Here is a 21,583-nt window from a genome sequence, read left to right on the forward strand (position 1 = left end):
TGCCGAACTCAGAAGTGAAACGCCGTAGCGCCGATGGTAGTGTGGGGTCTCCCCATGTGAGAGTAGGGAACTGCCAGGCATCAAATTTAGCGTGCTGATATGGCTCAGTTGGTAGAGCGCACCCTTGGTAAGGGTGAGGTCCCCAGTTCGACTCTGGGTATCAGCACCACTTTATACTTAGGTTAAAGTTCGGCAAGAAGTAAAAGAATTTGTCTGGCGGCTTTAGCGCGGTGGTCCCACCTGACCCCATGCCGAACTCAGAAGTGAAACGCCGTAGCGCCGATGGTAGTGTGGGGTCTCCCCATGTGAGAGTAGGGAACTGCCAGACATCAAACAAGTAGAAAGGCCATCCGAAAGGATGGCCTTTTTGCGTTATTGCTCCAGCAAAACCAATTCCCTCATTCGATATTCCTGCTGTCGCCATTAATACCTTACGGACGTATTAAAGCGTTTTACCCTACTGAAACTGAAGTTGTGGAATGCATTATGCTGGCTCGCAGCAGCGTTAAATCAATTAAATGTTATGTACAGGTATGGGGTATAGCGGGGAGTAAGGTAGCGTATTGAATTTAATTAATATCTGATGCTATTCGTGATGAGGAATATACGTTCCTTATATCAGGGAAAAATAAAAGCGCGGCGATGGCCGCGCTTTTAGAAGCCTTATTTAGTCAGGGCGACAATACCGAGTGTCAGGCCAGCGATTGCCGCGGCGCCACCAGCAATCGCACCTGCTGTTTCCCAGTTATCCTGGGTAGTGCCCTTCATACAGGTATTGGTGTGAACCAGTCGCCCCTGATCGTCGTATACCGGTACACATGGAGAGTCGTGCGCGCAACCAGCAAGCAGCGCAGCGAGAAGTGCAACGGAAAGGAATCTTTTCATGATGTTACCTCAATATGATCGCTTATTCGCTAAAGAGCCGATACAGCAATTAACGAACTGATGATTATTTTACCACCGCACTAATACCATGCAGCACGGGGAATAATCTCAATTTGTGTGGATTGTAAAAATTATGAAGAAAAAAGCGCGGGCACTGATTATTAATGGAGGAAATGTGAAGAGGGGATGTATTTTTACATTGTTTTCAGGAAATAAAAAAGGCACCAGAGGTGCCTTTATGATTTTCATTAATCCTTGTGCTTTGTAAACCGTCTCCGGACAACCACAAAGAAAACAGGAACAAAGAAAATGGCCAACAGGGTGGCTGACAGCATCCCGCCCATCACGCCCGTCCCGACCGCATTTTGTGCCCCACTACCTGCACCGCTGCTGATGACCAGAGGCATAACACCAAGGATGAATGCCAGGGAAGTCATCAGGATAGGACGCAGACGCATACGCGAGGCTTCAAGCGTGGCTTCGATAATCCCTTTGCCTTCTTTATCCATGAGATCCTTGGCGAACTCAACGATCAGTATGGCGTTCTTGGCTGATAAACCAATTGTCGTAAGCAGACCAACCTGGAAGTAAACGTCATTGTTCAGCCCTCGCATTGATGCAGCCAGAAGCGCGCCGATCACCCCCAGCGGCACAACCAGCATGACCGAGAAGGGAATTGACCAACTTTCATAGAGGGCCGCCAGACACAGGAACACCACAATCAGTGAGATGGCGTACAGCGCCGGAGCCTGATTCCCGGAAAGTCGTTCCTGATAAGACATCCCCGTCCAGTCGTAGCCGATGCCGGAAGGCAGTTTTGACGCAAGGCTTTCCATCAACGCCATTGCCTCACCGGTACTTTTGCCAGGGGCAGACTCACCGAGGATCTCCATTGACGGCATCCCATTGTAACGTTCCAGACGTGGTGAACCGTACACCCAGTGAGAGCTGCTAAAGGCAGAGAAAGGCACCATTTCGCCGTTAGCGCTACGCACATACAGTCCGTTAATGTCTCCAGGTAGCATACGGAAGCGAGCATCAGCCTGGACATAAACTTTTTTTACCCGTCCGTGATCGATAAAGTCGTTCACATAGGTGCCACCCAGGGCTGTTGAAATCGTCTGATTGACGTCAGACACGCTCACACCCAGCGCCTGTGCCTTCTCCTGATCGACGTCCAGCTTGAACTGTGGCGTATCTTCCAGTCCGTTAGGACGCACGCGGACCAGTAAGTCAGGATGTTCTCTCACCATGCCCAGCAGCTGGTTACGCGCCTGGGTTAACTGCGTATGCCCCAGGTTTGCCTGGTCAATCAATTCAAAGTCAAAGCCTGTTGCGGTACCCAGTTCAATAATGGCAGGCAGGTTAAACGGAAATACAAGACCGTCTTTGATCTGGCTGAACGCTTTCGTCGCGCGGCTGACAATCGCCTCAACGCCGTTTTCCTTGCCCGGACGTTCTTCCCATGGCTTCAGGCTGACGAAAGCGATACCGGAGTTCTGCCCCTGTCCGCTAAAGCTAAAACCGTTTACGGTAAAGACCGATTCAACGTTCGCTTTCTCTTTCGTCAGGTAATAATCCTGAACCTGATCGAGTACCTGCTGAGTACGCATTTGCGTCGCCCCTGCCGGCAACTGAACCATCGTCATAAACACCCCCTGATCCTCTTCCGGCAGGAAGGAGGAAGGCAGGCGCAGGAACAGAACTGCCATGCCGCCGACGATGACGACGTAAACCAGCAGATAGCGGCCGGTCTTACGTAAAATGCCGCTCACGCTGTTGCTGTAATGCTCCACACTTTTATCAAAGAGCGCGTTAAACCAGCCGAAGAAACCACCTTTCTTTTCATGATGTTCGCTGGAAACCGGTTTGAGCAGCGTTGCACAAAGAGCAGGCGTTAATATCAACGCCACCAGTACCGACAAGGCCATCGCGGAGACAATGGTCAGCGAGAACTGGCGATAGATAGCCCCGGTTGAACCACCAAAGAATGCCATCGGGATAAATACCGCCGAAAGCACCATGGCAATGCCCACCAGGGCGCCCTGGATTTGCTCCATCGACTTCTGCGTCGCCTCTTTTGGCGGCAGCTTGTCCTCAACCATGACGCGTTCTACGTTCTCGACCACCACGATGGCGTCATCGACGAGCAGACCTATCGCCAATACCATCCCGAACATCGTCAGGGTGTTAATGGAGAACCCGCACGCAGCCAGTACCGCAAAGGTGCCCAGTAACACCACGGGCACGGCGATAGTCGGAATAAGCGTTGCCCGCAGGTTTTGCAGGAACAAGTACATCACCAGGAACACGAGAACAATCGCTTCAAACAGCGTCTTCACCACTTCATGGATTGAGATCTTCACGAAAGGTGTGGTGTCGTACGGATACACGACTTTCAGGCTCTGAGGGAAGAAGGGCTGCAACTGCGCCAGTTTACTCTTGATGGCGGCAGCGGTATCCAGCGCGTTTGCGCCAGTCGCCAGCTTGATCCCCAGCCCCGTTGCTGCCTGGCCATTGATTTTGGTGACCATGTTGTAGTTTTCGCCACCCAGCTCAATGCGGGCCACATCTTTCAGGTGGACCATCGAACCGTCCTGGTTCACCTTCAGCGTCACACGACCAAACTCCTCCGGCGATTTCAGACGCGTTTGAGCAATAATTGAGGCGTTCAGTTGCTGCCCAGGTACGGACGGTGTTCCGCCCAACTGGCCCGCAGCAATCTGGTCGTTCTGCGTTTTTAGCTGGTTAATGATATCCAGCGGCGTGAGCTGATATTTGTTCATCGCGTTGCTGTCCAGCCAGATGCGCATTGCATACTGGGCACCGAACAGCTGCACGTCACCGACGCCGGAAGTACGGCTGATCGCATCTTTTACATTAGAAGCGACATAGTCGGAGATATCATCCTGCGTGAGGTTTTTATTGTCCGACACAAAGCCTGCAACCAGCAGGAAGCTGCTGCTGGATTTCTCCACGCCGATCCCCTGCTGCTGCACTTCTTGTGGCAGCAGCGGCATGGCGAGCTGGAGTTTGTTCTGAACCTGCACCTGCGCAATATCAGGATCTGTACCCGACTCGAACGTCAGCGTAATGGTGACGTTACCAGCGGAATCACTGGTGGACGACATGTACATCAAATTATCGATACCGTTCATGTTCTGTTCGATAACCTGAGTGACGGTGTCCTGTACCGTCTGGGCATCAGCGCCCGGGTAGGTTGCTGTCACCGCAACCGCCGGCGGCGCAATGGTCGGATATTGCGCGACCGGTAGTTTTAAAATGGCCAGCCCGCCCGCAATCATCAGAATGATGGCGAGTACCCAGGCGAAAACAGGCCGTTGAATAAAGAAATTAGCCATGTCGTTATTCCTTAACTGGCTGGAGTCGCTGCGGTATCAGGAATAGCCACGACGGTGACGCCAGGGCGAACTTTTTGCAGGCCGCTGATAATGACGCGGTCGCCGTTTTTGAGGCCTTCCGTGATCAGCCAGCGATCGCCAATCGCCTGCGGTGCAACGACAGTGCGTGATTCCACCTGGTTTTTCTCATTTACCACAAGCACGGTGGCATCTCCGCGTGGTGTACGGGTTACTCCCTGCTGGGGAACCAGTATGGCATCAGGTTGCGTACCTTCATCGATGCGCGCACGGACAAACATACCCGGTAACAGCATATGCTGTGGGTTAGGGAAGAGGGCGCGAAGGGTGATTGAGCCGGTACTTTCATCTACCGTGACATCAGAGAACTGGAGCGTTCCTTTCAGCGGATAAGGCTGGCCATTTTCCATCAGCAACTCGACGCTGCTGGTGTCTCCCTTTTGCAGGCTCGTCTGCTGCTTCAGGCGCATAAAATCGCTGCTGGATTGCGTCACATCGACATAAATGGGATCGAGTTGCTGAACCGTCGCCAGTGCAGTTGCCTGGCCATTAGTGACTAACGCCCCTTCGGTGACGCTGGATTTACCTATACGCCCGTTGATTGGGGATGTGACTTTCGTATAGGCCAGGTTGATCCGCGCGCTTTCAACGCCAGCCTTCGCGGCAACCACGCTCGCATCCGCCTGCTGGGCAGTTGCCACCGCCTGATCGTACTCCTGCTTGCTCACATATTGCGTACCAACCAGCGGAACGTAACGTTTCACCGTCAGATGGGCGATATTCGCCGCCGCCTGTGCTTTTACCAGTTCACCTTTCGCATTGTCGTAGGCTGCCTGATAGGTGGCCGGATCGATTTGATAAAGGGATTCACCCGCTTTAACGTCGCTGCCTTCGGTAAAATTACGGTGCAGAATGATACCACTTACCTGAGGACGAACCTCCGCAACACGATACGCGTCAGTTCTGCCGGGCAATTCTGTCGTTACGGCCAGTGGCGCGCTTTTAACAATATGAACACTGACCTGAGGAGCTTGCGCATGCTGCTGTGGGTTTTCTTGCCCATCGCACCCGGTGAGCAGCGCGGCACAGACAATGAAACCGGATAAGGGTAAGCATCTGAAGTGATTCGTCATTACTGTTCCTTAAACTACCCTTGAGCCGATATTTGCCATGAATCGGTGAAAGGGTGTGAGGCAAAAAATAGAAATGTAGCCGCGTATAATAATGAGGGTGTTTAATGTTTTTTAATTTATAAGTGCTGATGGAGCTTTTAAAAGTAAAAATCGGAATCTGACACAGTGTATTCGGTATTCTTTTTCTGTCAGGATAATCAACGAAATGTTTTCGGTGAATGCTATTCATATATTTTATGAATTTTATGTATTCGATTTATTCACGTGAATTATAAATTAAATGAATTGACTTTTTTTGTGCAAAATTAACACGGGTTTTGGTTAATACTTTGACTACACGACCACGGCAATATCCTTTGATAACGTATCAATTTTATGAGTAATGAGTAGCAGGTTATGGTGCGCAAAAAAAAAGAAGAGGCTCAAAAGACCCGCCAGCAGCTGATTGAAGCCGCTATCGGGCTATTCGCGACGCGTGGCGTGTCCAGCACCACGCTTACCGACATCGCCGATGCTGCTCAACTCACTCGCGGGGCGGTTTACTGGCATTTCTCGAGTAAAGCGGAAATATTTAATGCAATATGGGATCAGCAATTGCCGATGCGTGAGATGATTCGTGACAGGTTAATACTTTCCGAAAATGACGACCCTTTGTTAATGCTTCGTGAACAATTTATTGTCGCACTGCAATATATTGCGAGCGAGCCGCGGCAATATGCGCTTTTACAAATTTTGTATCATAAGTGTGAATTTCATGACGATGTGATTTCAGAATGTGAAATACGCAAGCGGATCGGTTTAAACGATGATTATCTTCGCAAGACGCTAAAGCGATGCATTGCTCGTAACGTTATCTCTTCGCAAACCAATATTGAACTGGCGCTGATTGTTTTCCACGCCTTTTTTAGCGGTGTCATTAAAAACTGGTTAATGGATAGCAACAATTTTAATCTGTACAAACAAGCACCGGCGCTGGTGGATAATATTCTGGCGACACTAAATATCACCCGAGTGGCGCCAGTGGTTTACGATACAGCCTCATGACCGCGTCCGGGGTAGCGACATCTCCCCGTGCTGGCACTGTTCCATAATAGCTTGCGCGGTAATCGGTTTGCCCAGCAGGTAACCCTGTAGCGTATTGCATCCCAGTTCTGTCAGAAAGGTTTGCTGCGCTGCGGTTTCGACCCCTTCCGCCACGACCTTCAGATTCAGCGTTTTTGCCAGGGCGACAATCGCCGAGACAATCGTCGCATCTTCGCTCTCACCACTTAACTCTTTCACAAAAGCACGATCGATTTTCAACTCGCAGGCGGGAAGTCGCTTAAGATACAGAAGGCTTGAGTAACCGGTGCCAAAATCGTCTATCGAGGCTTTTACTCCCGCATCCGTCAGCGCTGTCAGGACACGCACGCTTTCGTCCGGATTGTTCATTGCCGTGGTTTCGGTCACCTCCAGGATCAACATGCCGGGTGGTACGCTATGGCGCGTCAGACAATCGAGAACTGTTTTAACCAGCGACGGCTGTTCGAACTGCAATGTAGAAAGATTCACCGCCATTGACCAGTCCGTGTGGCCCTGAAGATGCCATTCATGCAGCTGGCGGCAGGCCTCGTCGATTACCCAGTTTCCAATCGGAATAATCAGCCCCGTTTTCTCTGCCAGCGGTAGAAAAAGATCGGGTGGGAGTAACCCCTGTTTGGGATGCTGCCAGCGTAACAGCGCTTCGAACCCGAGGACTGGCCCGGCAGGAGCGTGGAATTTAGGTTGATAAAGCAGGCGTAACTCATTACGGTCGATGGCTTGCCACAGATCATTCATCAGCTGAAGATGCGTCTGCGCCAGCGTATTCATTGACGGCTGGAAGAAGTGATAGCCGTTACGACCCATATGTTTCGTGTGGTACATCGCAGCATCAGCGTTAAACATCAGTTCACGATCGGTTTTGCCATCGTGTGGATAGAGCGCAATGCCAATGCTCAGGGTGACCATCAGTTCATAAGGATCGAGATGGAACGGGCTATCAATGACGCGCACCAGTGAATTTGCCAGTGAGGCAGCATCATCCGGAGTGGCGGTTTCGGCCAGCAGGACGAATTCATCCCCACCGATACGCGCCAGCGTATACTGACCTTTCAACTGCAACAGCAAACGCTGAGTCACCGCAACCAGAAGCTTGTCACCGACATCATGACCATAGGCATCGTTGACGGTTTTAAAGCCATCAAGATCCATAAACATCAGCGCGAAAGGGCTTCCTTCGCGATCGGCCTTGCTGATGGCCTGATCGAGGCGATCCTCAAGCAGAATACGATTGGGTAATCGCGTCAGCGTATCATGTAACGCCAGCTGTGCGAGTTCACGATTAGCTTCTGCCAGTGATGAGGCCAGCAGCGAGGTACGAGCCTGAAGGCGGGCATCGAACATCGACACCAGCAGCGTAATCCCCAGAATAGCGAGCGCGACCACGCTAACCAGTATCGCCAGCCAGCTCCCGTTAATGCCATGATGGTGGACCATCGTCGACATTGGAAATTGTGCTGCTTCCATGCCGGCGTAATGCATGCCAGCGATAGCGATGCCCATGGTGATCGCCGCCCCCAGCCGCATCAACGCCATTCGTGCGGCTTCCTGACGTAAACGGAACGTCAGCCAAAGAGCGGCCAGTGAAGCGGCAAGGGCAATGACCCCAGAGATAGCCACCCAAGTTTTATCCCAGACAATACCCGGTGTGACCTCCAGGGCTGCCATACCAGTGTAGTGCATGGCAACAATGCCCGTTCCCATCACGACGGCGCCAGGCAGCAGCCGGCGCAAACGTAGCTGCTCGCCGCTAACGAGCCACAGGGCAAACATTGACGAGCTGATGGCGATAACCATCGAAAGCACGGTCAGGGCCGCGTTGTAACTCATGCTCATGGAAAGATCCATCGCCAGCATACCGATGAAATGCATCGCCCACACGCCAATCCCCATCGAAACACCGCCACCTGCCAGCCAGACGCGTGCAGCGATGCCCTGGCTTCCGGCAACGCGCGCAGCCATATTCAGCGCGGTATAGGCGGCAAGAATGGCAACAACAAAGGAGATGACTACGAGGATTTGGTTGTATTGGCTAACCAGCATGGTCTGTTCACTCGTTGTGAGACGTTAAGCAAGAGCGGTTGGAAAGGGCACAGACATTATCATCGTCAGGAAATGACGAAAAGTGATTTAAGTCCCTGTTTTTATTGAGTGATAACAGGGGGGGACAGGATGGAAGCGGTTAGTCCAGCTCTGAGCAGTTGACCAGTTTAAGCGGGTTCACGGAATTCATATTGCGACATTTATCGGTTTCGGTGCTCATCAGTTCAATCCACTGCATCAGCAGCGCATCAAAAATGAAAACAGAGACAGCAAAAACGACCAGCCACCAGTATTTACGAATCATGTGTCATTCCGTGAAAAGAGAGCCTGTAAGTTGCTGGAAATATACACGAAAAGCGGGCGTTGAAAAGTGGGGAAAGAGAAGGTTTACAAAGCATTGACGGTTGCCCGTCCGGACGATAAAAAAGGCGCTTCCCCATGCCGAAGAGCGCCTTTTTAAACAAGCAGTTAGCTAATCGAAATTAGTTCATGCCGTATTTTTTCAGTTTCTTACGCAGGGTACCACGGTTGATGCCCATCATCAGGGCAGCGCGGGTTTGATTACCACGGGTGTATTGCATCACCATGTCCAACAGTGGCTGTTCAACTTCAGCCAGTACCAGCTCATACAGGTCATTAACATCCTGACCGTTCAGTTGAGCAAAATAGTTCTTCAGTGCCTGTTTAACCGAGTCACGCAGGGGCTTTTGAGTCACCTGATCCTGAGAGTTAACGGTAGAAACGGTCAGTACGTCAGAATTTACGCGTTGTTCGAACATAGTTCTGTCAGCTCTTTATTTCATTACGCAAGATTTTCGAAGTATGCCTCCAACGCCTCCAGCTGTTCGCTGGCATCCTCAATGGCGTTGAATGTGCGCCGAAACTGGTCATTTGGAGCGTGCTCCTGGAGATACCAGGAGACGTGTTTACGCGCAATTCGGTACCCTTTTGCCTGGCCGTAGTGGTCATGCAGTTCCCGAACATGCGAACAAAGCAAGCGCTTAACCTCTGCCAGAGGCAGTGGGGCAAGCAGCTCCCCAGTGTCCAGATAATGCTGGATTTCCCGAAAGATCCAGGGTCTTCCCTGAGCGGCACGTCCTATCATCAGAGCATCAGCTCCCGTATAGTCGAGCACAGCTCTGGCTTTAAGCGGGTCAGTAACGTCGCCATTCGCGATAACCGGAATGGAAACTTTCTGCTTAACTGCCCGAATGCTGTCGTATTCAGCTTCACCGTTGAACAAACAGGCGCGAGTGCGTCCATGTATGGTCAGGGCCTGAATGCCACAGTCTTCGGCCAGTTGGGCAATCTCTACGCAGTTACGGTGTTCCGGCGACCAACCCGTGCGAATCTTCAACGTAACAGGAACGTCCACTGCGCTGACAACCGCCGTCAGGATTGACTTCACCTGGTCGGGGTATTGCAGAAGGGCTGAACCTGCAAGCTTGCGATTCACCTTTTTGGCCGGGCAACCCATATTGATATCAATAATCTGGGCGCCACTTTCCACGTTAATACGCGCGGCATCTGCCATCTCTTCAGGCACGCTTCCGGCAATTTGCACGGTGCGGATACCTGGTTCATCAATGTGCACCATCCGTAGGCGGGACTTATCGCTTTCCCAAACCTGCGGGTTAGACGACATCATCTCGGAAACGGTCAGGCCTGCTCCCATCTCGTAACACAGCGTCCTGAACGGCCGGTCGGTAATACCTGCCATTGGGGCTGCGATCAGGCGATTTCTGAGCTGGTGGTGTCCGATGCGCATGAGTTAAGAAATGACCATACTGTGACTGCAAGGCGGCGTATATTACGCATTTTTTGCACGAGATGAAAGGCCAAACTTTGAACAATCCTCTGTTGTAGATCAAGGAATCGCCAGTCATTCTTTTTGGATAAGATTATTCGCTATTTAAATCATTGTGTTATGAATAAATGAACATTTTGTGGGCGCTTACAATTTCCCGTAACTTCTCATCATTTCTGAATAAATGAATCAATTGTCCGGGATAATCTGCTGCTATAAGCAGCAGATTATGGCGCTTCTTTGCGATCTGCGTCGCATTTCAGCACAGGATATCAGCGTAAAAAAATCGACTTATTCAACAACCAGACGGCCATGAAGCGGTTGAACCGGGCGGCTGTTTTCATGGTGCATGGTGTGAGTGAATTTTTGCAGCTGTTCAGCAGAGACGGTCAGCGGGTGCTTGAGCACCAGCCATGTCACCCCTTCTGAACATGGTGGCGTGGTCAGAGAGCCGCTAAAACGCCAGTAGGTTTTATCCGTGGGCAGTAATTTATTCATATCGAGGGTTGGCTTAATCGTGACGTTCTGGTCAACCTGTCCAGGCATCACGCCCCAGAGTTTATCCAGTTCAGTGTTTGCCGCGCCCTGATCGAACATAACGGCAACGACCGTCAGTTCGCCGTCAGCGTTTTTATGGACCAGATGCATTTCCATTGCGTATTTTTTACCGTGCACCGTGTTTTCGGATGGCGCATGGAAATGGAACTGCTGTAACGTCCAGCGCTGTTTATCAAGCGTGATGCTGTCGCGTGTATCGGCATTTTCACTTGCCTGGATAGTATGGCCGTTGTTTGTCAGAATGACCGGGCCGTCGATATAGTGCGTTTCCAGCGGAGAGATGTGGGCTTTGACCGTGTTATCTATGTTGACCGGCGACTGATACATTCCGCTTTTACACGTCTTGTACGCCTCGTCCAGTTCGCCCCAGTGTTCCGGTGCGCCTTCTCCCTGATAACTCCAGTGTGATGCGTAAGCCGTAGCCGAAATCATGCTCAGCGCCAGCAGCGCTGCCTTGCCTGAAATGTGTTTCATCATATTCTTCCTGTGAATTTTATTATCCAAATCAATGATTAACATTATGATTTGTGCGGTTATTTTATCGAAGAAAGGAAGAAGGCGGGAGAAAAAACCGAAGGGAAAAGGCGTGGTCAGACGACCACGCCAAACGCTTATTTTTTACGGCCGGTGATGCGACACCACTCTTCTTTCTCGACCACCGGGTCGAGCGCGAAGAGATCGGCGTAGGCTTCACAGACGCTGTCTGCCTGGCTGGCAAGGATACCGGACAGGCCCAGCAGACCGCCTTCAACCGGCAGCACGCTGATTAACGGCGCCAGCTCGCGTAACGGGCCAGCCAGGATATTCGCGACCACAACATCGGCTTTCATCGCCTCTGGCTGTGCATCGGGCAAATACAGTTCAAGGCGATCGGAAACGCCATTACGCTCGGCGTTATCACGGCTGGCCTGAATCGCCTGCGGATCGATGTCGATCCCGATGGCTTTTGCCGCGCCCAGTTTCAGCGCCGCGATAGCAAGGATCCCGGATCCGCAACCGAAGTCGATCACGGTTTTGCCTTCCAGATCCAAGCCATCCAGCCATTGCAGGCACAGGGAGGTTGTCGGGTGGGTGCCGGTGCCGAACGCCAGACCCGGATCCAGCATCACGTTGACGGCGTTTTTATCGGGAACTTCACGCCAGCTTGGGCAGATCCACAGACGCTGACCAAACTGCATCGGATGGAAGTTGTCCATCCACTCGCGTTCCCAGTCTTTGTCTTCCAGCTGTTCAATTTTATGCGCGAAACCCACGCCCAGCAGCGGATGGTTTTCCAGAATCGCCACGACCTCTTTCATGTCGGTTTCTGCATCGAACAGGCCGATAACGTCCGTATCACCCCACAGGCGCGTTTCGCCCGGCAGCGGCTCAAAGACCGGCGTGTCATGCGTGTCCTGGAAGGTGATAGAGACCGAACCTGCCTCCATCAGCGCATCACTCAGTTCTTCGGCGTTCGCGCCGGTTGTGTTCAGTTTTAATTGGATCCACGGCATGGCAAAACTCTTTATTTGTCAGTAGAAATCAGGACAGTTTGTGGCACCGGTCGACCAAAACGGTTTCCCACCACAAACGCCAGTAAACTTAACAGTAACGAAGGCACGATCGGATGGAAGCCCAGATACTGAATTTTAAACGTGGCGAGAACAGCATACAGGACGCCCCCGACAATCATGCCGCTTAATGCACCCGCGGCATTCGCGCGTTCCCAGTACAGCCCCAGCACCAGCGGCCACAGGAAAACGGCCTCCAGCCCACCAAAGGCGAGCAGGTTCAACCAGATGATCATCTCCGGTGGACGCCACGCGGCCAGCAGCAGCAACGCCCCCAGCACCAGGGTAATCACCGCCGACATGCGCTTGAGGCGTCGCTCATTTTCGACCTGTTCAGGGCGCAAATTCAGATAGAGATCTTTAATGATCGTAGCGGAACTTTGCAGCAACTGAGCGTTGATGGTCGACATAATGGCCGCCATGGGTGCGGCGAGGAAAATCCCGGCGGCAAACGGCGGAAGCACTTTCACCATCAGGGTTGGAATGACCAGATCCGGTACGGTAAGGTCAGGGATCACCGCGCGTCCCAGCGCACCCGCCAGGTGCATACCGAACATCAGGATCGCCACCACAATTGTCCCGATAATGATCCCGCGGTGCACCGCTTTGCTGTCTTTATATGAGATGCAGCGCACGGCGGTATGCGGCAGGCCAATCACGCCAAAGCACACCAGTACCCAGAACGAGGTCATAAAGGTTGGAGAGAGGATGTCATCCGCCCCCTGCGGCGAGACCAGTTTCGGATCGATCGCTTCCAGGGTTTCAACCGCATGACTCAGGCCTCCTGCGGCATGCACGATACCTACCAGCAGAACGAGGGTGCCAATGAGCATCACCATCCCCTGCATCGTGTCGTTGAGTACGCTGGCGCGGAACCCGCCAAATGCGGTATACAGCGCGATACTCACACCGAAAATGACCAGGCCCGTCTCATAGGGGATCCCGGCTGCCGTCTCCAGCAGTCGCGCCCCGCCGATAAACTGCACCGTCATTGCGCCAATAAACGCCACCAGCAGACTCAGGCTTGCCAGCCATACCAGCAAGCGACTCTGATAGCGGGCAAACAGCATATCGTTCAGCGTTACGGCATTGTAGCGACGGGCCAGAATGGCAAACTTTTTACCCAGTATGCCCAGAGAGAGCCAGATGGCAGGCAGCTGGATCATGGCCAGCAGTACCCAGCCCAGCCCGTACTTATAAGCGGCGCCGGGGCCACCGATAAACGAGCTGGCGCTGATGTACGTGGCGGTCAGCGTCATGGCCAGCACGACGCCACCCATAGAGCGGCTCCCGAGGAAATACTCGTTCAGAAAGGTGCCGGTCGAACGTTTACGCATCGCATAAACCGACAGGCCAAACACCAGGAACAGGTAAGCGATAAGGGGCAGAATGACTTCAAGCTGCATCATCGTCCTCCAGTGAAATATCGCGATAGATGAATTTCACCATCGCCCAGCACAGCAGGATAAACACCAGCGGCAGCAGCAGGCAGGCCATTTCAAACCAGTGCGGGAGGCCGGTAATGCCAATCGCCGAATCAGGTAAGTAAGCAGTTACTAACCACGCGGCGAGATAGAGAAGGGTCAGCCACAGCGCCCAGCGCGCTTCTTTATGGGCCTGAACAAAACGTTTGTCCATTTTTTGTCCCTTGTGGATGAAGAAAGCGGGGATTGTACATGATGGGGCTTAGCGATCCCCAGAAATAAAAAAGGCCGGATAATCCGGCCTTTTAGCAACACTGGTCTCTTACTTCTCGTTCAGACCGAGTTTTTTCTCCAGGTAGTGGATGTTAGTCCCACCATTCTGGAAGTGCTCGTCGCTCATAATGCGCATCTGGAGATCAACGTTGGTTTTGATCCCGTCGATGATCAGCTCCTGAAGGGCGTTCTTCATGCGGGCAATGGCCACGTCACGGTTTTCGCCGTAGCAGATCAGCTTACCAATCATTGAGTCATAGTACGGCGGTACGGTGTAACCGGCGTAGATATGGGACTCCCAGCGCACACCAAAGCCACCCGGCGCGTGGAAACGCGTGATTTTACCCGGGCTTGGCAGGAAGGTGTTCGGGTCTTCGGCGTTGATACGGCACTCTACCGCATGGCCTTTAACCACAACTTCTTCCTGTTTGATGGACAGCGGCTGACCGGCTGCGATACGCAGCTGTTCTTTGATCAGGTCAACGCCGGTGATCATTTCGGTAACCGGGTGTTCAACCTGAATACGGGTGTTCATCTCGATGAAATAGAACTCGCCGTTTTCGAACAGGAACTCGAAAGTACCCGCCCCGCGATAGCCGATATCGACACACGCTTTGGCGCAACGCTCACCGATGTAGCGACGCAGTTCAGGCGTAATGCCCGGCGCTGGCGCTTCTTCGACCACTTTCTGGTGACGACGCTGCATGGAGCAGTCACGTTCTGCCAGATAGATCGCGTTACCCTGACCGTCAGCCAGCACCTGAATTTCGATGTGGCGTGGGTTTTCCAGGTATTTTTCCATGTACACCATGTCATTACTGAAAGCCGCTTTCGCTTCCGCTTTGGTCATGGAGATGGACTGCGCCAGTTCAGCATCGCTGCGTACAACGCGCATACCGCGACCGCCGCCGCCGCCGGACGCTTTGATGATCACCGGATAGCCAATGCGTTTAGCATGGGCGCGGTTAGCATCCATATCGTCGGTCAGCGGGCCGTCAGAGCCCGGTACGGTTGGCACGCCGGCTTTTTTCATCGCGGTGATGGCAGACACTTTGTCACCCATCAGGCGAATGGTGTCGGCTTTCGGGCCAATGAAGATAAAGCCAGAGCGTTCAACCTGCTCAGCAAAGTTGGCGTTCTCAGAGAGGAAACCATAACCCGGGTGAATCGCGACCGCGCCAGTGATTTCGGCGGCGCTGATGATCGCCGGGATGTTCAGATAGCTTTTTACGGACGCAGCCGGACCGATACAGACCGTCTCATCCGCCAGCAATACGTGTTTTAAATCGCGATCCGCGCTTGAGTGCACGGCCACGGTCTTGATGCCCAGTTCTTTACAGGCACGAAGAATACGCAGTGCAATCTCGCCACGGTTGGCGATAACAATTTTATCCAGCATGTTCGCCTCGTTACTCGATGACGACCAGCGGCTCGTCAAATTCTACCGGCTGACCACTTTCGACCAGGATCGCTTTCACAGTACCTGATTTGTCTGCTTCGATCTGGTTCATCATTTTCATGGCTTCAACGATGCACAGGGTATCGCCTACGTTGACTTTCTGACCCACTTCGATGAACGCCTTCGCGTCCGGGCTCGGGGTGCGGTAGAAAGTACCAACCATTGGGGAACGTACGATGTGACCACTGATTTCTGTTGCAGCCGCAGGTGCCGCTTCTGCTGCCACTGGCGCAACGGCTGCGGAGAGCGCAGGCTGCTGCACTGGCGCAGCGTAAGCTTGCTGCATTACCGGGAAGCTAGCGGCCGGGGCTGCACGGCTGATGCGTACAGACTCTTCGCCTTCAGAAATTTCCAGTTCGGAGATGCCTGATTCTTCAACCAGCTCGATCAGTTTTTTAATCTTACGAATATCCATGAGTGGGTTCCGTACTCTTGTTTAGTGTGATTGTGACAAGCGTTTTACCGCTGTCTGTAAAGCGTATGAATAGCCGTCTGCACCCAGCCCACAAATCACGCCAGCGGCGATATCTGACAGGTAGGAATGGTGGCGGAACGGCTCTCGGGCGTGCACGTTACTCAGGTGGATCTCGATAAACGGGATACTCACCGCGAGCAGTGCGTCGCGTATAGCAACACTGGTGTGCGTAAACGCGGCCGGATTGATCAGGATATAGTCCACAGTGTCTTTAGCCTGATGAATACGGTCGATGATTGCGTACTCCGCGTTTGACTGAAAATGGTCCAAATCCACATTCAGCGAGGCTGCTTCCGTACTCAGACGGTTAACAATTTCGCTCAATGTCAGCGTGCCGTACTTCTCTGGCTCACGGGTGCCGAGCATGTTCAGGTTCGGACCGTTCAATACTAAAATTTGGAATTTGTCAGCCATTGTGCCGCTATCTCCTGCGATTTTCGGGTAAAAAACAACATATACCCTCAAAGCGCAATTGTCACCCTTTCAGAGGCCTAAAACCCCTGTCCGGAAAACCGAAGTCGCACATTATAACGATTTCGTAGCATTTGGCAGCTAAATACTGGTCTTATCAGGGAAGATTATCAACCGCTATCCGAAAAAGATTCGCGGTTGATAAATAATCTGCGGGAAAACGCACAGTTTCGTGAACTATCGCAACCACTGGCGGAACTTCTTGTAACGCCACGCTAAAAGGGCCAGGGCCAGCAGCGCGTAGATGACCGGCTGAGGGGATAAAATCTTCACCGACCACAGGTAATGAATCGGGGCGAGGATCGCGACAAGATAGACGAAGTTGTGCAGCAGTTGCCAGCGTCGACCCAGTTTTCGCTGCGCATACTGCGTGGATGTCAGCGTCAGCGCCAGTAAAACCAGCCAGCTTACGATACCCAGCGTCAGATAGGGACGCGTCACCAGTTCGCTGCCAAGGAGTGCCAGGTTGTTAATGCCCAGTTCCAGCAGGGCGTAGCTGGTGAGATGCAGCGTCGCCCAGGCAAAACACCATAGCCCTAAAAGCCGACGGGTGCGTATCAATAATGGCTGTTTAGCGTAGCGCGCCAGCGGTGAGACGAGCAAGGTCGCCAGCAAAAATTTCAGAGCCATCCGACCCGTAAAATGCTGAATATCTTTCGCCGGATCGGCACTGAACTGTCCCTGGCTGGCTGCCCAGAAGAGCCATATAAAGGGGAGCAATCCGGCTAAATGCAGGAGTACCTTCAGCCAGGTTATCTGCTTTGCCGTTAAACGCACTTAGAAGTTCTCCCGTAAATTCAGCCCACGGTAGAGGGATGCCACCTCATCCGCATAGCCGTTAAACAGCAGCGTTGGCTGGCGTTTAACATCCAGCGCGCCGCCGGAGCCGATAAAACGTTCCGTCGCCTGCGACCAGCGCGGATGGTCAACGTGCGGGTTAACATTGGCAAAAAAACCATACTCGTCAGGCGCTGCCAGGTTCCAGGTGGTGGGGGGGCGTTCACGGGTGAGCTTAATGCTGACGATCGATTTGATGCCCTTGAAACCGTATTTCCACGGTACGGTCAGGCGAATGGGCGCCCCGTTTTGCGGCGGCAGCGCTTTGCCGTAAACCCCAACGGTAAGCAGCGTAAGCGGATGCATGGCTTCGTCGAGACGTAAACCTTCAACGTAGGGATACTCCAGCCCGCCGCCGATAAACCGATCCTTCTGGCCTGGCATCTCGTCCGGGGCGTAGCGCGTCTGGAAGGAAACATACTTCGCGTTGCTGGTGGGCTCAACCAGCGCCAGCAGTTTATGCAAAGGGAAACCTACCCACGGCACCACCATCGACCAGGCTTCCACACAGCGCATACGGTAAATGCGTTCTTCAAGTGGGAAGCGGGTGGTGAGGTCATGATGATCCAGCGTCAGCGGTTTTGCCACCTCGCCATCTATCTTCAGCGTCCAGGGATCGGTTTTCATGCTCCCGGCGTTGGCGGCAGGATCGGCCTTATCGAGACCAAACTCATAGAAGTTGTTATAGCCGGTGACTTTATCTTCCGGCGTCAGCGCCAGTTTATTCTGCCACTGCGCCGGTTTGGTGAAGTTAAGCGGTGCGCCGGAGGGGGCTTTCGGGCGATCGTTGCCCTTAAACCAGTCGAGCAGATCGGCATGGGCCGCAGGGGTGAGCGTCAGGGCGGTGGCGCTGATGCCAAGCATTTTCAGGATCTGGCGGCGCTGTAGCATAAAGACAGATTCAGACGTTACGTCGGCTTCCGTCAGTTTTCGGGTTTTCATGGCATCCTCCGTCAGGCGTTTTTCTAAGCATGACGGAGGAGGAGGGTTAGCGCGAATATGTCACGAAAATTTGAAGATTAGGCGATTTTAACCAGCGCACGACCGTGGAACTGATTGTCCATGATTTTACTGGCGAACTCTGGTGCCTGGCTCAGGGTAATCTCAGTGGCGCTCTGGTCAAAGAATGAGGCTGGCAGATCCTGCACCAGACGTTCCCAGGCCTCAGCTCGCCGCTCGGCTGGGGTCATGACCGAATCGACACCCTGAAGACGCACGTTACGCAGAATAAATGGCATCACCGTCGTCGGCAGGGCAAAACCGCCCGCCAGACCACAGGCCGCCACGCAGCCGCCGTAATTCATTTGCGCCAGCACCTTCGCCAGCACTTTGTCGCCGACGGTATCTACTGCGCCAGCCCAGACCTGTTTTTCCAGCGGGCGGGTCTCGGCGAATTCGTCGCGGCTCAGAATACGGCTTGCGCCCAATTGACGTAGATAATCATGCGTACTTTCGCGGCCTGAGACGGCAGCGACCTGATACCCCAGCTTGTGCAGCAGCGTGACGGCCGTGCTGCCCACGCCGCCGCTGGCGCCGGTGACGACAATTTCGCCAGAGTCAGGGCGGATCCCGGCCTCTTCCAGCGCCATCACGCACAGCATGGCGGTGAAACCTGCCGTGCCGATGATCATCGCCTTACGACCGTCCAGGCCTTTCGGCATCGGGACCAGCCAGTCACCTTTTACGCGCGCCTGCGCTGCCAGTCCGCCCCAGTGGTTTTCACCTACGCCCCAGCCGGTGAGCAGCACCTGCTGTCCGGCGTGAAAACGTGGATCTTCACTGGTATGTACGCGGCCTGCAAAGTCGATTCCTGGCACCATCGGGAAATTTCGGATGATTTTACCTTTTCCCGTAATGGCCAGCGCATCCTTATAGTTCAGGCTGGACCAGTCGATATCTACGGTCACGTCGCCCTCCGGCAGGCGGCTCTCCTCGATGGCTTGCACTGAGGCAACGGTTTTGCCGTCCTGCTGTTCTAAGATCAAAGCCTGCATACTGGGTCCTCACTAGGTTTGATGATGGGAAAATATGTTCTGATGACTATACTCGCTCAATGAAACGCAGTGCCGATTTAACGCAATAAATTGCCAGATACGCCAGGTTTGGTAGTATGCCGCATTTGAAATGCAAGTTAGTGCTCACTTGCACCCCCCTTCAACCCACGGAGTAATCTCAAGGATGCGATTAACGACGAAGTTCTCAGCTTTTATCACCTTGCTGACGGGGCTGACCATATTTGTCACGCTAATCGGCTGCTCGCTGAGCTTTTACAATGCCATCCAGGATAAGCTGGTTAACCGGGTTGAATCGGTTGCATCGGTTATCGACACTCGCCTGATTGCAACCTCCTTCCCGGCGCTTTCGCGTGAGCTGGATGAGTTAATGGTGCCTGTGGATATCGTGCAGATCGACATTAAACAGGGGAAGCAGACCGTTTTCAGCCATACCCGCCAGGGCAGCTATCGTCCTGCCGGCACGGTAGATCAGTATCGGGACGTCACGGTTAATTCACTTAAACATCCGGGTATGACAATTCATCTGATGTACCAGGATCCGATGAGCAACTATTTACGCTCGCTTATGACCACCGCGCCCTTAACCATCGCCGTTGCCTTTATCGTACTGCTGATTTTCCTCGCCGTTCGCTGGCAGCGTCGTCAACTTTCCGGCCAGGAACTGCTGGAAACACGCTCCGTGCGGATACTGAATGGCGAACGGGGTCCACAGGTGCGGGGATCGGTTTATGAATGGCCATCACGCACCAGTAGCGCCCTGGACGTGCTGCTCTCCGAAATCCAGTTTGCCAGCGATCAGCGTAGCCGTATGGACACGTTGATTCGCTCTTACGCCGCGCAGGATAACAAAACGGGCCTCAACAACCGTCTCTTCTTTGATAATCAGCTGGCTACCCTTCTTGATGACCCCGAAAAGGTGGGTACGCATGGCGTGGTAATGATGATTCGCCTGCCCGACTTCGATCTGCTCCGTGATACCTGGGGTCAGCGCGTGGCGGAAGAGAACCTCTTTACGCTGATTAACCTGCTGTCCACCTTTATTATGCGCTACCCCGGCGCGTTACTGGCACGCTACCACCGCAGCGATTTTGCCGTCTTGCTGCCGCATCGCACCTTAAAGGAGTCCGAGAGTATCGCCAGCCAGCTGCTGAAAGCCGTCGATGCGCTGCCCCAGAGCAAAATGCTCGACAGAGACGATATGGTGCATATGGGCATCTGTGCCTGGCGCGGCGGTCAGTCGACGGAGCAGGTGATGGAACATGCGGAAGCGGCCACGCGTAACGCCGTATTGCAGGGGGCGAACGGCTGGGCAGTCTATGATGATACGCTGCCGGAGAAAGGGCGCGGCAACGTGCGCTGGCGAACCCTGATTGAACAGATGCTGAGCCGGGGCGGACCGCGCATCTATCAAAAACCGGCGGTCATGAAGAATGGTCATGTTCATCATCGTGAGCTGATGTGCCGTATTTTTGATGGCACTGAAGAGGTTATCTCCGCGGAATATCTGCCCATGGTGTTGCAATTCGGATTGTCCGAAGAGTATGACCGTCAGCAAATCACCCGTCTCATTCCGTTTTTATCGTACTGGCCTGAAGAAAATCTGGCTTTACAGGTGACCGTCGAATCGCTGATCCGTCCGCGTTTCCAGCGCTGGTTACGTGACACGTTAATGCAATGCGAAAAATCGCAACGCAAACGCATTATTTTTGAACTTGCAGAGGCAGATGTAGGTCAACACATCAGCCGGTTGCGCCCGGTAGTGCGTTTAATCAATGCGCTTGGGGCTCGCGTGGCGGTAACCCAGGCGGGTTTGACGCTGGTGAGCACCCGCTGGATCAAAGAGCTGGATGTTGAATTATTGAAGCTGCATCCGGGTCTGGTAAGGAATATTGAAAAACGCACGGAAAACCAGCTGCTGGTACAAAGCCTGGTGGAAGCGTGCAAAGGAACGCAAACGCAAGTATTTGCCACAGGCGTACGTTCACGTAGTGAATGGCAGATGTTGACAGAGCGCGGCGTGACGGGCGGTCAGGGGGATTTTTTTGCCGCCTCTCAGCCGCTTGACACCAATGTGAAAAAATATTTGCAAAGATACTCTGTTTGACCTGCCGTTTACTTTGTTTTCACGTAGAATATCGCGCCTGTAGCTTTGAGTAAGACGAGCATAAAAGCCAGTGAACGACCTTTAGTGGG

General features: G+C 53.1%; 19 protein-coding genes, 1 tRNA gene and 1 rRNA gene. 4 read left to right on the forward strand and 17 right to left on the reverse strand.

Going from position 1 to position 21,583, the window contains the following annotated elements:
• The first annotated feature begins 93 nt into the window (after positions 1-93).
• Both H2Z33_RS10530 and rrf read left to right on the forward strand, forming a co-directional pair.
• Positions 94-169: transfer RNA gene (locus H2Z33_RS10530), tRNA-Thr, on the forward strand.
• A gap of 43 nt (positions 170-212) precedes the next feature.
• A 5S ribosomal RNA gene (gene rrf, locus H2Z33_RS10535) occupies positions 213-328 on the forward strand.
• A gap of 335 nt (positions 329-663) precedes the next feature.
• On the opposite strand, the gene H2Z33_RS10540 is transcribed toward rrf, so the two are convergent.
• From H2Z33_RS10540 to H2Z33_RS10550, 3 genes are all read right to left on the reverse strand, one after another.
• On the reverse strand, positions 664-885 hold the full coding sequence (locus H2Z33_RS10540; RefSeq protein WP_003860364.1) for a lipoprotein: 222 nt from the start codon (positions 883-885) through the stop codon (positions 664-666).
• A gap of 248 nt (positions 886-1,133) precedes the next feature.
• On the reverse strand, positions 1,134-4,247 hold the full coding sequence (locus H2Z33_RS10545) for an efflux RND transporter permease subunit (protein WP_063135419.1): 3,114 nt from the start codon (positions 4,245-4,247) through the stop codon (positions 1,134-1,136).
• Positions 4,248-4,258: 11 nt separating this feature from the next.
• Positions 4,259-5,398 (reverse strand): efflux RND transporter periplasmic adaptor subunit, encoded by a 1,140-nt coding sequence (locus tag H2Z33_RS10550; RefSeq protein WP_015572026.1) that lies wholly within the window; start codon positions 5,396-5,398, stop codon positions 4,259-4,261.
• Positions 5,399-5,794: 396 nt separating this feature from the next.
• Here H2Z33_RS10550 and envR point away from each other — a divergent pair, with 396 nt between their 5' ends.
• Positions 5,795-6,442: an acrEF/envCD operon transcriptional regulator gene (gene envR, locus H2Z33_RS10555; RefSeq protein ID WP_023295515.1), complete on the forward strand. Its 648-nt coding sequence runs from the start codon at positions 5,795-5,797 to the stop codon at positions 6,440-6,442.
• Here the strand turns inward: envR and H2Z33_RS10560 are convergent.
• From H2Z33_RS10560 to H2Z33_RS10625, 14 genes are all read right to left on the reverse strand, one after another.
• The gene (locus H2Z33_RS10560) at positions 6,437-8,521 is read right to left on the reverse strand and encodes a putative bifunctional diguanylate cyclase/phosphodiesterase (RefSeq protein ID WP_063135418.1); all 2,085 of its coding nucleotides are present in this window, start codon (positions 8,519-8,521) and stop codon (positions 6,437-6,439) included. The genes envR and H2Z33_RS10560 overlap by 6 nt on opposite strands.
• Positions 8,522-8,660: 139 nt before the next feature.
• On the reverse strand, positions 8,661-8,825 hold the full coding sequence (locus tag H2Z33_RS10565; protein ID WP_003860373.1) for a DUF2556 family protein: 165 nt from the start codon (positions 8,823-8,825) through the stop codon (positions 8,661-8,663).
• A 178-nt stretch (positions 8,826-9,003) separates the two neighbouring features.
• Positions 9,004-9,300: a DNA-binding transcriptional regulator Fis gene (gene fis / locus H2Z33_RS10570; protein WP_000462905.1), complete on the reverse strand. Its 297-nt coding sequence runs from the start codon at positions 9,298-9,300 to the stop codon at positions 9,004-9,006.
• Positions 9,301-9,323: 23 nt separating this feature from the next.
• The gene (gene dusB / locus H2Z33_RS10575; RefSeq protein WP_063135417.1) at positions 9,324-10,289 is read right to left on the reverse strand and encodes a tRNA dihydrouridine synthase DusB; all 966 of its coding nucleotides are present in this window, start codon (positions 10,287-10,289) and stop codon (positions 9,324-9,326) included.
• A gap of 330 nt (positions 10,290-10,619) precedes the next feature.
• Positions 10,620-11,360: a carbonic anhydrase gene (locus H2Z33_RS10580; RefSeq protein WP_017382702.1), complete on the reverse strand. Its 741-nt coding sequence runs from the start codon at positions 11,358-11,360 to the stop codon at positions 10,620-10,622.
• Positions 11,361-11,497: 137 nt separating this feature from the next.
• Positions 11,498-12,379 (reverse strand): 50S ribosomal protein L11 methyltransferase, encoded by an 882-nt coding sequence (prmA, locus tag H2Z33_RS10585; RefSeq protein WP_015572021.1) that lies wholly within the window; start codon positions 12,377-12,379, stop codon positions 11,498-11,500.
• A gap of 11 nt (positions 12,380-12,390) precedes the next feature.
• Positions 12,391-13,842, reverse strand: a complete 1,452-nt coding sequence (gene panF / locus H2Z33_RS10590) for a sodium/pantothenate symporter (RefSeq protein ID WP_032669089.1) — start codon at positions 13,840-13,842, stop codon at positions 12,391-12,393.
• The gene (locus tag H2Z33_RS10595; protein ID WP_003860385.1) at positions 13,832-14,074 is read right to left on the reverse strand and encodes a YhdT family protein; all 243 of its coding nucleotides are present in this window, start codon (positions 14,072-14,074) and stop codon (positions 13,832-13,834) included. Before H2Z33_RS10595 ends, panF begins: the two co-directional genes overlap by 11 nt.
• A gap of 108 nt (positions 14,075-14,182) precedes the next feature.
• Entirely contained in the window at positions 14,183-15,532 is a 1,350-nt protein-coding gene (gene accC / locus H2Z33_RS10600) for an acetyl-CoA carboxylase biotin carboxylase subunit (protein WP_033487770.1), read from the reverse strand.
• 10 nt (positions 15,533-15,542) lie between these two features.
• Entirely contained in the window at positions 15,543-16,007 is a 465-nt protein-coding gene (gene accB, locus H2Z33_RS10605; protein ID WP_015572018.1) for an acetyl-CoA carboxylase biotin carboxyl carrier protein, read from the reverse strand.
• 21 nt (positions 16,008-16,028) lie between these two features.
• Positions 16,029-16,481 carry a type II 3-dehydroquinate dehydratase gene (gene aroQ / locus H2Z33_RS10610; protein ID WP_003860391.1) on the reverse strand — a complete coding sequence of 151 codons (453 nt, stop codon included), beginning with the start codon at positions 16,479-16,481 and terminating at the stop codon, positions 16,029-16,031.
• A 234-nt stretch (positions 16,482-16,715) separates the two neighbouring features.
• Positions 16,716-17,315, reverse strand: coding sequence for a protein-methionine-sulfoxide reductase heme-binding subunit MsrQ (gene msrQ / locus H2Z33_RS10615; protein ID WP_003860393.1), 600 nt, complete (start codon positions 17,313-17,315; stop codon positions 16,716-16,718).
• On the reverse strand, positions 17,316-18,317 hold the full coding sequence (gene msrP, locus H2Z33_RS10620; RefSeq protein ID WP_015572016.1) for a protein-methionine-sulfoxide reductase catalytic subunit MsrP: 1,002 nt from the start codon (positions 18,315-18,317) through the stop codon (positions 17,316-17,318).
• A 77-nt stretch (positions 18,318-18,394) separates the two neighbouring features.
• Positions 18,395-19,369: an MDR family oxidoreductase gene (locus H2Z33_RS10625; protein WP_017382706.1), complete on the reverse strand. Its 975-nt coding sequence runs from the start codon at positions 19,367-19,369 to the stop codon at positions 18,395-18,397.
• Between the two features lie 184 nt (positions 19,370-19,553).
• Between H2Z33_RS10625 and csrD the strand changes: the two genes are divergently transcribed.
• Positions 19,554-21,494, forward strand: coding sequence for an RNase E specificity factor CsrD (gene csrD / locus H2Z33_RS10630; protein WP_032669091.1), 1,941 nt, complete (start codon positions 19,554-19,556; stop codon positions 21,492-21,494).
• The last annotated feature ends 89 nt before the right edge of the window (positions 21,495-21,583 follow it).

The organism is Enterobacter sp. YSU, from assembly GCF_016082135.1.
GTDB lineage: Bacteria > Pseudomonadota > Gammaproteobacteria > Enterobacterales > Enterobacteriaceae > Enterobacter > Enterobacter hormaechei_C.

What these genes read in the sequence shown, in the direction of transcription:
- prmA (WP_015572021.1), bottom strand. Translation starts at nt 12,379, where the DNA reads ATGCCGTGGATCCAATTAAAACTGAACACAACCGGCGCGAACGCCGAA.
- H2Z33_RS10560 (WP_063135418.1), bottom strand. Translation starts at nt 8,521, where the DNA reads ATGCTGGTTAGCCAATACAACCAAATCCTCGTAGTCATCTCCTTTGTT.
- H2Z33_RS10550 (WP_015572026.1), bottom strand. Translation starts at nt 5,398, where the DNA reads ATGACGAATCACTTCAGATGCTTACCCTTATCCGGTTTCATTGTCTGT.
- accC (WP_033487770.1), bottom strand. Translation starts at nt 15,532, where the DNA reads ATGCTGGATAAAATTGTTATCGCCAACCGTGGCGAGATTGCACTGCGT.
- csrD (WP_032669091.1), top strand. Translation starts at nt 19,554, where the DNA reads ATGCGATTAACGACGAAGTTCTCAGCTTTTATCACCTTGCTGACGGGG.
- dusB (WP_063135417.1), bottom strand. Translation starts at nt 10,289, where the DNA reads ATGCGCATCGGACACCACCAGCTCAGAAATCGCCTGATCGCAGCCCCA.
- H2Z33_RS10545 (WP_063135419.1), bottom strand. Translation starts at nt 4,247, where the DNA reads ATGGCTAATTTCTTTATTCAACGGCCTGTTTTCGCCTGGGTACTCGCC.
- H2Z33_RS10565 (WP_003860373.1), bottom strand. Translation starts at nt 8,825, where the DNA reads ATGATTCGTAAATACTGGTGGCTGGTCGTTTTTGCTGTCTCTGTTTTC.
- H2Z33_RS10595 (WP_003860385.1), bottom strand. Translation starts at nt 14,074, where the DNA reads ATGGACAAACGTTTTGTTCAGGCCCATAAAGAAGCGCGCTGGGCGCTG.
- H2Z33_RS10540 (WP_003860364.1), bottom strand. Translation starts at nt 885, where the DNA reads ATGAAAAGATTCCTTTCCGTTGCACTTCTCGCTGCGCTGCTTGCTGGT.
- fis (WP_000462905.1), bottom strand. Translation starts at nt 9,300, where the DNA reads ATGTTCGAACAACGCGTAAATTCTGACGTACTGACCGTTTCTACCGTT.
- H2Z33_RS10625 (WP_017382706.1), bottom strand. Translation starts at nt 19,369, where the DNA reads ATGCAGGCTTTGATCTTAGAACAGCAGGACGGCAAAACCGTTGCCTCA.
- H2Z33_RS10580 (WP_017382702.1), bottom strand. Translation starts at nt 11,360, where the DNA reads ATGAAACACATTTCAGGCAAGGCAGCGCTGCTGGCGCTGAGCATGATT.
- accB (WP_015572018.1), bottom strand. Translation starts at nt 16,007, where the DNA reads ATGGATATTCGTAAGATTAAAAAACTGATCGAGCTGGTTGAAGAATCA.
- msrP (WP_015572016.1), bottom strand. Translation starts at nt 18,317, where the DNA reads ATGAAAACCCGAAAACTGACGGAAGCCGACGTAACGTCTGAATCTGTC.
- envR (WP_023295515.1), top strand. Translation starts at nt 5,795, where the DNA reads ATGGTGCGCAAAAAAAAAGAAGAGGCTCAAAAGACCCGCCAGCAGCTG.
- panF (WP_032669089.1), bottom strand. Translation starts at nt 13,842, where the DNA reads ATGCAGCTTGAAGTCATTCTGCCCCTTATCGCTTACCTGTTCCTGGTG.
- aroQ (WP_003860391.1), bottom strand. Translation starts at nt 16,481, where the DNA reads ATGGCTGACAAATTCCAAATTTTAGTATTGAACGGTCCGAACCTGAAC.